The sequence below is a fragment of the Pseudomonas sp. MWU12-2020 genome (genome assembly GCF_023100605.1).
Lineage (GTDB): Bacteria > Pseudomonadota > Gammaproteobacteria > Pseudomonadales > Pseudomonadaceae > Aquipseudomonas > Aquipseudomonas fluorescens_H.
Genome location: NZ_JALMEX010000002.1, coordinates 724,934 through 737,799 on the forward strand (window position 1 = coordinate 724,934; position 12,866 = coordinate 737,799).

Below are 12,866 nucleotides of genomic sequence, written 5' to 3' on the forward strand. Positions count from 1 at the left end.
ATGCATTTCAGCGAACTGATGGCTGTTATTTCCACCCATGCGATCCGCCTTCAACAGGAAGATGAAGACCTGGTCATTCTGGGCAGCGACGACGCGCTGGACGATGCGTTGTGGGACAGCCTCAGCGAACACAAGGCGCAACTGCTGGAACTGGTCGCGCAACACGGTGGCGACTGGCTGAGCCCGGCGTTTCGCATCACCCCGGACATGCTGCCGCTGGTGACGCTGGATCAGCCGACCATCGATCGGCTGGTCGCCAATGTGCCGGGTGGCGCCGCCAACCTGCAGGACATTTACCCGCTGGCGCCGCTGCAGGAAGGCATGCTCTATCTGCATCTGTCTGCGCCCGCCGGTGACCCTTACGTGTCGCAGGCGCGGTTTGCCTTCGACAGCCGCGAACGTCTGAACGCCTTCGCCGAAGCGTTGCAGTGGATGATCGAACGCCACGACATCCTGCGCACCTCATTCGTCTGGGAACGCCTGGATGAACCGCTGCAAGTGGTGCAGCGACATGCTCGTCTGTATTGCGAAGAAGTCGCCCTCGACCCGGGTGCGGATGCACTGACGCAATTGCTTGAACGCCACGACCCACGGTTCTTCCGCCTCGACATCCAGCAGGCGCCGCTGCTGCGTCTGGTGTACGCCATGGATCCGGCCAACGGTCGCGTGGTCGCGCTGTTGCTGTTCCATCACCTGATCATGGACCACGTCGCCCTCGATGTGGTGCGCCGCGAAACCCGCGCGCACCTGCTCGGCCAGACCGCGCAGGTCGGGCCGGCGGTGCCGTACCGCGATCACCTGGCCAAGGCCCGTCTGCGTCTGGACGAGCAGGTGCACGAAGCGTTTTTCCGCGAGATGCTCGCCGACATCGACGAGCCGACCTTGCCCTGTGGTTTGCAGGATGTGCAGGGCGATGGCCAAGGCATCGAAGAAGCCTTGCTGATGCTCGACACCGACTTCAGCCGGCAATTGCGCGGGCAGGCGCGTCAGCTCGGAGTCAGCGTCGCCAGTCTGATGCACCTGGCGCTGGCGCGGGTGCTCGGTCAGTTGTCCGGGCGTACGGCGGTGGTGTTCGGCACCGTGCTGCTGGGGCGGATGGCGGCGGGAGAGGGTGGCGAACAGGCGCTGGGGATGTTCATCAACACCTTGCCGCTGCGTGTGGATGTCGGGCAGGACGGCGTGCGTGCCGGGGTGCTGGCGACCCATCGGCGCCTGACCGCGTTGCTCGGCCATGAGCAGACCTCGCTGGCACTGGCCCAGCGTTGCAGCGCGGTGGCGGTGCCGACGCCGTTGTTCAGCGCGATCCTCAACTATCGCCATAGCAGCAGTGAAGAAATCGCCGAAGTCAGCGAACTGGTCCCCGGCGTGCAAGTGCTGGGCGCCCGCGAGCGCACCAACTACCCGCTGACGATCAACATCGACGACCTCGGCGAAGACTTGCGCATCACCGCGCTGGCGGATTCGGCGCTGGGCGCCGAACGCATCGCCGCTTATCTGCACACCGCGTTGCACAGCCTGCTGCAGGCCTTGCAATCGACCCCGGATGCGCCGCTGCAACGCCTGAATATTCTGCCGGCGGCCGAACGTGAATATCTGCTGCACGGGGTCAACTCGCCGTTGCCGCAGTTCCCGGAAACGCCGCTGATTCATCAGCAGTTCGAAGCCCATGCGGCGGCGCGGCCGGAGGCCACAGCGCTGCTGTTTGAGGCGCAGACGCTGAGCTACGGCGAGCTTAACCGCCGCGCCAATCAGCTTGCCCATCACCTGCTGGCACAGGGGATTCGCCCGGATCAGCGCGTGGCGATCTGCGTCGAGCGTGGCCCGCACATGATCATCGGCCTGCTCGGTATCCTCAAGGCGGGCGCCGGTTACGTGCCGATCGACCCGGCGTATCCACTGGAGCGCATCGCCTACACCCTGCAGGACAGCGCCCCGGTGGCGGTGCTGACCCAAGCCGATACGCTGGACCGGGTTGGCGCGCTCAACGTGCCGATCATCGATCTGGACAGCCTGCAGTTGCAGGCTGAACTCAGCAGCAATCCGCAGATTCCCGAGCTGACTCCAAGTCATCTCGCCTACGTGATCTACACCTCGGGCTCCACCGGATTGCCCAAAGGCGTGATGGTCGAACACCGCAATGTGGTGCGGCTGTTTTCGGCGACCCACGACTGGTTCAACTTCAACCCGCAGGATGTGTGGGCGCTGTTCCATTCCTTCGCTTTCGATTTCTCGGTCTGGGAAATCTGGGGCGCGCTGGCGTTTGGCGGGCAATTGTTGCTGGTGCCGCAGGCGGTCAGCCGCTCGCCGGACGACTGCTACGCGCTGCTGTGCCGCAGCGGCGTCACCGTACTCAATCAGACCCCGAGCGCCTTCCGCCAGTTGATCGCCGCGCAGGGGCGCAGCCCGTTGCAGCACTCGTTGCGCGAAGTGATTTTCGGCGGCGAAGCCCTGGAACCGGGCCTGCTCAAACCGTGGTACGCGCGGGTCGGCAATGCCGGTACAAGACTGGTGAACATGTACGGCATCACCGAAACCACGGTGCACGTGACCTATCGGCCACTGGAAGCAGCGGACGCGCTGCTGGTCGGGCGCAGCCCGATCGGCGTCGGCATCCCCGACCTGCAGCTGTACGTGCTCGACGCGCAGCGCGAACCGGTGCCGGTCGGCGTGATCGGCGAGTTGTACGTCGGCGGCGCCGGGGTTGCCCGCGGCTACCTCAACCGCGAGACGCTGACTGCCGAGCGCTTTATTGCCGACCCGTTCAGCGGCCGTGCCGAGGCGCGTCTGTACAAGACCGGTGACCTCGCGCGCCGGACGGCGGATGGCAGCCTTGAGTACCTGGGGCGTAACGACGATCAAGTGAAGATCCGTGGTTTCCGCATCGAACTCGGTGAAATCGAAGCTCGCCTCGCAGCCTGCACCGGTGTGCGCGAAGCGGTGGTGATCGCCCGCGAAGACAGCCCCGGCGATCAGCGTCTGGTCGCCTACTGGCTGGCCGCCGCAGGCGCTGAGCCAAGCGCTGCGCAATTGCGCGACGAGTTGCTGCTGTCGCTGGCCGACTACATGGTGCCGAGCGCGTTTGTGCGCCTCGATGCGTTGCCGCTGACCAGCAACGGCAAGCTCGATCGCAAAGCCTTGCCACAACCGGACAGCGAGGCGTTCGCCCGTCGCGGTTTCGAAGCTCCGCTGGGACCGGTGGAAACGCTGATCGCCGGGATCTGGCAGACCCTGCTCGGTGTCGAGCAGGTCGGGCGGCATGACAATTTCTTCGAACTTGGCGGTCATTCGCTGTTGGCAGTCAAACTGATCGAACGCATGCGTCAGCACGACTTGCAGTGCGACGTGCGCGTGCTGTTCGGCCAGCCGAGCGTGGCGGCACTGGCGGCGACCTTGAGCCACAGTCATGTCCTGCGAGTGCCGGACAATCTGATTCCTGCCGATTGCCCGCGGATCACCCCGGACATGCTGCCCCTGGCGACGCTGGATCAGGCCGCCATCGACCGCGTGGTCGCCAGCGTGCCCGGCGGCGTTGCCAATGTGCAGGATATCTATGGCCTGGCACCGTTGCAGGCAGGGATCCTTTATCACCATCTGGCGACCAGCGCCGGTGACCCGTACGTGTTGCAGGCGCAATTCGCCTTCGCCGGACTGGCGCAGATCAAGGCTTTCGTCCGTGCGTTGAACGCGGTGATCGAACGCCACGACATTCTGCGCACCAGCGTGGTCTGGGAAGGGCTTGAAGAACCGGTGCAAGTGGTCTGGCGCGAGGCGCCGCTGGCGCTGGAACGGGTCGATGCCGACCTGCTGGTCGGCGATGTGCTGGAGCAGATGCAGGCACGTTTCGATCCGCGGCACTATCGCCTCGACCTGCGCCGCGCACCGTTGATGCGTCTGGCCTACACCGAAGACCGTGAACAGCAGCGCTGGGTCGGCATCCTGTTGCTGCACCATATCGTGCTCGATCACACCGCACTGGAAGTGTTGCTCGCGGAAATGAACGACAGCCTGTACCCGAGCGGCGCCGATCTGCCGCCGCCGGTGCAGTACCGCAACTACGTGGCGCAGGCGCAACAACAGGCCAATGCCGAGGCGCATGAAGCGTTCTTCCGCGACATGCTCGGCGACATCGACGAGCCGACCGTGGCCTTCGGTGTGCAGGACGTGCATGGCGATGGCAGCACCATCATTGACAGTGAGCAGGCGCTGGACGCTGGCGTGGCCGAGCGCTTGCGCGAGCATGCGCGCCGCCTCGGTATCAGCGCCGCCAGTCTGGTGCACCAGGCCTGGGGCCAGGTGCTGGCGCAGGTTTCGGGGCGCGAAGAGGTGGTGTTCGGCACCGTGCTGCTCGGGCGCATGCAGGGCGGCGAGGGCGCCGATCGCGCACTCGGCATGTTCATCAATACCTTGCCGCTGCGGGTCAGCGTCGGCGCGACCGCGGTGCAGCAAGGCGTGCGCGCTACTCACGAACGTCTGGCGCAATTGCTGGCGCATGAGCAGGCCTCCCTGTCGCTGGCCCAGCGTTGCAGCGGTGTTGCCGCGTCGCTGCCGCTGTTTAGCAGCTTGCTCAACTATCGCCACAGTGCGGCGGAACCGGCAGGCGTGACCTGGGACGGGATCGAGATTCTCAGCTCGCGCGAGCGCAGCAACTATCCGCTGGTGGTCAGCGTCGATGACCTCGGCGCCGGTTTCCGCCTGAGCGTGCAGGCGGTGCCGCAAGTGGATGGCGCGCGGGTCTGCGATTACTTGCAGACCGCGCTGCACAACCTGCTGACCGCCCTCGAGCACAATCCGGCCACGCCGCTGCGGCAGATTTCGGTGATGTCGCCGAGCGAGCGTCAGCGGGTCCTGGTCGGGTTCAACATCACCGGTCGCGACTACCCGCAGGCGCAGACCGTGCAGCGTTTGTTCGAGGCCCAGGCGGCCGCGCACCCCGAGGCATTGGCGGCGGTGCAAGGTGCGCAGCAGGTGAGCTATGGCGAACTCAATCAGCGGGCCAATCGCCTGGCGCATCACCTGATCGGCCTTGGCGTACAGCCCGATGATCGGGTCGCCCTGTGCGCCCGGCGCAGCCCGGACATGCTGGTCGCGTTGCTGGCGATCCTCAAAGCCGGCGCCGGTTATGTGCCGGTCGATCCGGCGTATCCGCCGGAACGCATCGCCTACCTGTTGCAGGACTGCGCCCCGGTGGCCGTCGTGGCGCAGGCGTCAACCCGTGATCTGCTGGGCGCAGTGCCGGTCATCGATCTGGACCGCGACCTCTGGCAGCACCTGTCGGATGCCAATCCGCAGTTGCCAGCATTGACGCCGAACCACTTGGCCTACGTGATCTACACCTCCGGTTCGACCGGCCAACCGAAAGGGGTGATGGTCGAGCATGCGACCCTGGAAAACCTCGTGCACTGGCACGCCGAAGCTTTCGACTTGCAGGCCGGCAGCCAGACCGCGAGCGTCGCTGGCTTCGGTTTCGATGCCATGGCCTGGGAAGTCTGGCCGGCACTGTGTGTCGGCGCGACCTTGCATCTGCCGCCGGCGTCGATCCGCAACGAGCACCTCGACGAGCTGCTCGACTGGTGGTGCGCGCAGCCGTTGCAGGTCAGCTTCTTGCCGACGCCGGTGGCCGAATACGCGTTCAGCCGGCAATTGCAGCACCCGACCTTGCGTACGCTGCTGATCGGCGGCGACCGACTGCGTCAGTTCAGTCGCCAGCAAACCTTCGCCGTGATCAACAACTATGGCCCGACCGAAGCGACGGTGGTCGCCACCTCGGGGCGGGTAGAGCTTGACCAGCCGTTGCATATCGGCCGTCCGATCGCCAATGCCAAAGTCTACGTGCTGGACGCTGAGCAGCGCCCGGTGCCGGTGGGTGTGGCCGGCGAGTTGTATGTCGGCGGGGCGGGTGTGGCGCGAGGTTATCTGAATCGCCCCGAGCTGAGCGCTGCGCATTTCCTGTTCGATCCGTTCAGCGACGAGCCGCAGGCACGCATGTACCGTACCGGCGATCAGGCGCGTTGGCTGGCCGACGGCAACATCGAGTACCTGGGGCGCAACGACGATCAGGTCAAATTGCGTGGCGTGCGTATCGAACTCGGTGAAATCGAAGCCGCGCTCGGCAGCCACGCTGCGCTGCAGGAAGCGGTGGTGCTGGTCCGCGACGGGCGGCTGATTGCGTGGTTCACCGAGCGCACGGCGGTCGATATTCAACAGTTGCATACGCATTTACAGGCACGCTTGCCGGATGCGCTGCTGCCGGCGGCTTACGTGCGGCTGGACGCATTGCCGCTGACCGCCAACGGCAAGATCGACCGCAAGGCCTTGCCGGAACCGGAGCATGGCGCGTGGCTCAGTCGTGACTATCAGGCCCCGCAAGGGCCGGTCGAGACGGCGCTGGCGCAGATCTGGATCGACGTGCTGAAAGTCGAGCGGGTCGGGCGTCAGGATAATTTCTTCGAGCTGGGCGGGCATTCGCTGTTGGCGGTGAGCCTGATCGAACGCATGCGCCAGATCGACCTCGCGGCCGACGTACGCGTGCTGTTCAATCAGCCGACCCTGGCCGCATTGGCGGCCGCCGTGGGCAGCGGTCGCGAAATCGAGGTGCCGGCCAACCGCATTCCGCCGGGCTGCACGCACATCACCCCGGACATGCTCAGCCTGACTGAACTCGATCAGGCCAGCATCGAGCGCATCGTCGCCACCGTGCCGGGCGGGGCTGCCAACGTGCAGGACATCTATCCGCTGGCACCGTTGCAGGAAGGCATTCTTTACCACCACCTGAGCGCCGAACAGGGCGATCCGTACCTGCTGCAATCGCGGCTGATCTTCGACAGCGTCGAGCGTCTGCGCACCTTCAGCCATGCCTTGCAGCAGGTCATCGAGCGCCACGACATTCTGCGCACCAGTGTGGTCTGGGAAGGGCTGGCGAGTCCGCAGCAAGTGGTCTGGCGTCAGGCGCCGCTGGTAGTGCAAGCGGTGCCGCTGGATCCGGCGCAGGGCGACGTCCTCGAGCAGTTGCACGCGCGGTTCGATGCCCGGCACAACCGCCTCGACCTGAGCCAGGCGCCGCTGATGCGCATCGTCTACGCCGAGGACCCGGCGCAGCAACGGGTGGTGGCGATCATCCTGTTCCAGCACTTGATTCTCGACCACACCGCCATGGAGGTGGTGGGCCAGGAAATGCGCGCGTTCATGTTCAATCAGGCCGACAGCCTCGGCACGCCGATGCCGTATCGCAACTACGTGGCGCAGGCGCGTCTGGGTGCCAGCGAGCAGGAGCATGAAGTGTTCTTCCGCGACATGCTCGGCGATATCGATGAACCGACCCTGCCGTTCGGTCTGCACGATGTACAAGGCGATGGCGGCGACATCGAGGAGGCGCAGCAAGCCGTGGATGCCGGGTTGACCCTGCGCCTGCGTGAACAGGCGCGGCAGCTCGGTGTAAGCCCGGCGAGCCTGATGCACCTGGCCTGGGCGCAGGTGTTGGGCGTGCTTGCCAACCGCCGCGACGTGGTGTTCGGCACGGTGCTGTTGGGTCGTTTGCAGGGCGGTGAGGGCGCGGATCGCACCCTCGGCGTGTTCATCAACACTTTGCCGTTGCGGGTGGATGTCAGCGAAGGCGTGCGCGCTGCGGTCAAGACCACCCATGCACGACTGACGGCATTGCTCGCCCATGAACACGCGCCATTGGCGCTGGCCCAGCGCTGCAGCGCGGTGTCCGGCGCGCCGCTGTTCAGCGCCTTGCTCAACTACCGGCATAGCGCCGCCGAGGCGCAGCCGCGTGACGGTCAGGGCATCTGGGAAGGCGTGCAATTGCTCGGTGGCGAGGAGCGCAGCAACTATCCGCTGACCCTCAGCGTCGACGATCTCGGCGCAGGCTTTTCCCTGTCGGTGCTGGCGTTGGCGCAGATCGGCGCGCAACGGATCTGCGGCTACATGCACACCGCGCTGGAACATCTGGTGCACGCACTGGAGCAGACGCCACAGCGTGCGCTCAACCGTTTGCCGATTCTTGCGGTGGAGGAATACGAGCGCTTGCTGGTCGGTTTCAACCCGACGGCGGCGGCGTATCCGCGCGGCGCAACGATTCAGGCGCTGGTGCAAGCGCAGGCCGAGCAGCAGCCGCAGGCATTGGCGGTGGTGCAGGGCACGCAGCAACTGACCTATGCGCAACTCAATCAGCAGGCCAATCGCCTGGCGCAGCACTTGCTCGGCCTCGGCGTGCAGCCGGACGACCGGATTGCCGTGTGCCTGCAACGCGGCCCGCAGATGCTGGTGGCGCTGCTGGCGATTCTCAAGGCCGGCGCCGGTTATGTGCCGGTCGATCCGGCGTACCCGGCCGAACGCATTGCCTACCTGTTGCAGGACAGCGATCCGGTGGCGGTGCTGGCGCAAGGCTCGACCCGCGAGCTGCTGGGCCGGGTGCCGGTGATCGATCTGGACAACGCCCTCTGGCAACACCTGCCGGCTACCAATCCGCAACTGCCGACGCTGACCCCGGCGCATCTGGCCTACGTGATCTACACCTCGGGCTCGACCGGCCAGCCGAAAGGCGTGATGGTCGAACACGCGACCCTGGAAAACCTTGTGCACTGGCACTGCGAGGCGTTCGATCTGCGTGCCGGCAGCCACACCGCGAGCGTCGCCGGTTGCGGTTTCGACGCGATGGCCTGGGAAGTCTGGCCGGCGCTGTGTGTCGGCGCGACCCTGCACCTGCCGCCGCCGTCGATCAGCAACGAACACCTGGATGAACTGCTCGACTGGTGGCGCGCGCAGCCGTTGCAGGTGAGCTTCCTGCCGACGCCGATTGCCGAATACGCCTTCAGCCGTGAGCTGGGGCATCCGACCTTGCGCACGCTGTTGATCGGCGGCGACAAGTTGCGGCAGTTCTCGCGTGAGCAGACGTTTGCCGTGATCAACAACTACGGCCCGACCGAGGCCACGGTGGTCGCCACCTCCGGCCCGGTCGCCGTCGGCGCGCTGCTGCACATCGGCCGGCCCATCAGCAACGCCCGGATCTACTTGCTCGATGAACAGCAGCGTCCGGTGCCGGTTGGCGTTACGGGTGAGTTGTACGTCGGTGGCGCGGGTGTCGCCCGTGGTTATCTGAACCGCCCCGAGCTGACCGCCGAACGCTTCCTCGAAGACCCGTTCAGTGACGAGCCACAGGCGCGCATGTACCGCACTGGCGACTTCGCGCGCTGGTTGGCCGACGGCAATATCGAGTACCTGGGACGTAACGACGATCAGGTCAAACTGCGCGGCGTGCGGGTGGAGCTGGGTGAAATCGAAGCCGCGCTGTCCAGCCATCCGGCAGTGCAGGACGCGGTGGTGCTGGTGCGCGAGGCACGCTTGATCGCCTGGTTCACCGCCCGCACAACGGTCGATATCGAGGACCTGCGCAGCCATCTGCAAGCGCGCCTGCCGCAGGCACTGGTGCCGGCAGCCTACGTGCGGCTTGAGGCGCTGCCGCTGACCGCCAACGGCAAACTCGACCGCAAGGCCTTGGCCGAACCGGATCAGAACGCCTGGCTCAGCCGCGAATACGCCGCGCCGCAAGGGCCGGTGGAAACCGCGCTGGCGCAGGTATGGGCCGAGGTGCTGCAAGTCGAACAAGTCGGACGTCACGACAACTTCTTCGAACTGGGCGGGCATTCGCTGCTGGCGGTGACCCTGATCGAGCGCATGCGTCAGCTCGGCCTGAGCACCGATGTGCGCGTGCTGTTCAGCCAGCCAACCCTCGCCGCACTGGCCGCCGCCGTCGGCAGTGGTCGCGAAGTCGCGGTGCCGGCCAACCTGATTGCGCCCGGTTGCACGCGCATTACCCCGGACCTGCTACCGCTGGTACAACTGGATCAGGCCAGCATCGAGCGCATCGTCGCCACGGTGCCAGGCGGGGCCGCCAACGTGCAGGACATCTATCCGCTGGCGCCGTTGCAGGAAGGCATTCTTTACCACCACTTGAGCGCCGGGCAGGGCGATCCGTACCTGCTGCAATCGCGTCTGGCATTCGACAGCCTTGAACGCTTGCAGGCCTTTGCCGCCGCGCTGCGCCAGGTCATGAGCCGTCACGACATTCTGCGTACCGGAGTGGTCTGGGAAGGGTTGTCGACGCCGGTGCAAGTGGTCTGGCGTGAAGCTGAGCTGCCGCTGCAGGAAGTCGCACTCGACCCGGCCGCCGGTGACGCACTTGCGCAATTGTTTGAGCGTTTCGACGCGCGGCATTTCCGCATCGACCTCAGTCAGGCGCCGCTGATTCGCCTGGTGTATGCGCAGGATCCGGCCAACGACCGGGTGGTCGCCATGCTGCTGTTCCATCACATCGCCATGGATCACACGGCGCTGGAAGTGGTGCAGCAGGAACTGCAGGCGCTGCTCTTCGGTCACGGCGAAGCCCTGATCCCCGCCGTGCCGTATCGCAATTACGTGGCGCAGACCCGGCTGGGTGTCAGCGAGCAGGGGCACGAAGCGTTTTTCCGCGCGATGCTCGGCGAAATTGACGAACCGACGCTGCCGTTCGGTCTGCTCGATGTGCATGGTGACGGCCATGACATCGAAGAAGTCCGGCAGCGGGTGCCCGACGCCTTGGCGCGGCGCTTGCGCAGCCAGGCGCGGCAGATGGGCGTGAGTGTCGCCAGCCTGTTTCATCTGGCGTTTGCCCAAGTATTGGCGGCGACCTCCGGGCATGACCGCGTGGTATTCGGCACCGTGCTGCTGGGACGGATGCAGGGCGGTACCGGCGCTGATCGCGGTCTGGGAATGTTCATCAACACGCTGCCGCTGCGGGTGGATCTGGGCGATGTTTCGGTGCGTGCCGGGGTGCGCGCCACCCATGCGCAACTGACCGCATTGCTCGGCCATGAACATGCGTCACTGGCATTGGCCCAGCGTTGCAGCGGGGTGGCGGCGCCGTCGCCGCTGTTCAGCGCCATGCTCAACTACCGGCACAGCGTCAGCGAAGAACAGTTGCAGGCCAATCGCCTGGCCTGGCAAGGCATCGAAAACCTGTCCAGCGAGGAACGAACCAACTACCCGCTGAGCTTCAACGTCGATGACCTGGGTCAGGGCTTTGACCTCACGGCCATGACCCCTTCGCAGGTTGGCGCGGCGCGGGTGTGTGGCTACATGCAGCAGGTGTTGGCGGGGCTGGTCGAGGCGCTGGAGCAGACACCGCAGCAGGCTTTGAACCGCCTGCCGGTGCTGGCGGATGCCGAGCGCCAGCAGTTGCTGTTCGGCCTGAATGCCACGCAGGTCGATTACAACCTCGATCAGACCATTCATGGCTTGTTCGAGGCGCAAGTGGCGCGCACTCCGCAGGCGCCAGCGGTGGTCGCGAGCGAGCAGCAACTGAGCTACACCGAACTCAACGCTCGGGCCAATCAACTGGCGCGGCACCTGCGTGAATTGGGCGTAGGGCCGGATGCGCGGGTGGCGATCTGCGTCGAGCGTGGTCTGGACATGGTGGTCGGGCTGCTGGCGATTCTCAAGGCCGGCGGCGGGTATGTGCCGCTGGATCCGGCGTATCCGCTGGAGCGTCTGGCCTACATGCTGGAGGACAGCGCGCCGCTGGCGGTGCTGGTGCAGGGAACCACGCGTTCGTTGCTCGGCGAAGTCGCCGTGCCGCTGATCGATCTGGATCAGCCGCACTGGCAATCGCTGCCGACTGACAATCTATCGCTCGCTGAGTTGACCCCGAATCACACCGCCTACGTGATCTACACCTCCGGTTCCACTGGCCAACCAAAAGGCGTGATCAACGAACATAGCGGGGTGGTCAACCGCCTGCTGTGGATGCAGGACGCCTATCAACTCACCGCCAGCGACACGGTGTTGCAGAAGACCCCGTTCAGCTTCGACGTCTCGGTCTGGGAATTCTTCTGGCCGCTGATGACTGGCGCCCGACTGGTCATGGCCCGGCCCGAGGGACACAAGGATCCGCAGTACCTCAGCGACATCATCGAACGCGAACACATCACCACGCTGCACTTTGTTCCGTCGATGCTCGATGTGTTCCTCGCTCATGCTGACACCGCACGCTGCACCAGCCTGCGGCAAGTCATGTGCAGCGGCGAAGCCTTGCCGGGCAGCGTGGTACGGCGCTTCAAGCAGCAACTGCCGGGCAGCCAATTGCACAACCTCTACGGTCCGACCGAAGCCGCGGTGGACGTGACCGCGTGGAACTGCGCCGGGCCGCTGGACAACACTCCGGACAACACGCCGATCGGCAAACCGATCGCCAACACCCGCATGTACATCCTCGATGCTCAGCAGCAACCGGTGCCGCACGGCGTGGTTGGCGAGTTGTACATCGGTGGCGTGCAGGTGGCGCGCGGTTATCTGAATCGCCCGGAACTGAATGCCGAACGCTTCCTCAACGATCCGTTCCAGGCCAATGGGCGGATGTACCGCACCGGCGATGTCGCGCGTTACCTGCCGGACGGCAACATTGAATACCTGGGCCGCAACGACGACCAGGTGAAGATCCGTGGTTTGCGCATCGAACTCGGCGAGATTCAGGCGCGCCTGACGCAGATCGACGGCATTCAGGAAGCCGCCGTGCTGGCCCGCGAAGACGTGCCGGGCGACAAGCGTCTGGTCGCGTACTACACCGGCGCACCGCTGGAAATTGAAACACTGCGCGGCCACTTGCTGGAAAACCTGCCGGACTACATGGTGCCCGCCGTGTTCGTGCATCTCGATGCACTGCCGCTCAGCCCCAACGGCAAACTCGACCGCAAGGCGCTGCCGGCGCCGGATCAGGGCGCATTGCCGGTGCGCGAATACGAAGCCCCGGTGGGCGACGTCGAAATCACCCTCGCACGGCTCTGGGCTGAATTGCTCAACGTCGAGCGGGTAGGGCGCCACGATCATTTCTT

The 12,866-nt window shown here is 65.5% G+C and carries 1 protein-coding gene (cut by a window edge); it reads left to right on the forward strand.

Annotated elements, in window-relative coordinates; translation table 11 throughout:
• Positions 1-12,866, forward strand: partial view of a non-ribosomal peptide synthetase gene (locus M0814_RS07380; protein WP_112997799.1) — the 5' portion only. 148 nt of this gene lie beyond the right edge of the window; the window shows 12,866 of its 13,014 coding nt (coding positions 1-12,866); its start codon is at positions 1-3; its stop codon lies off the right edge, out of view.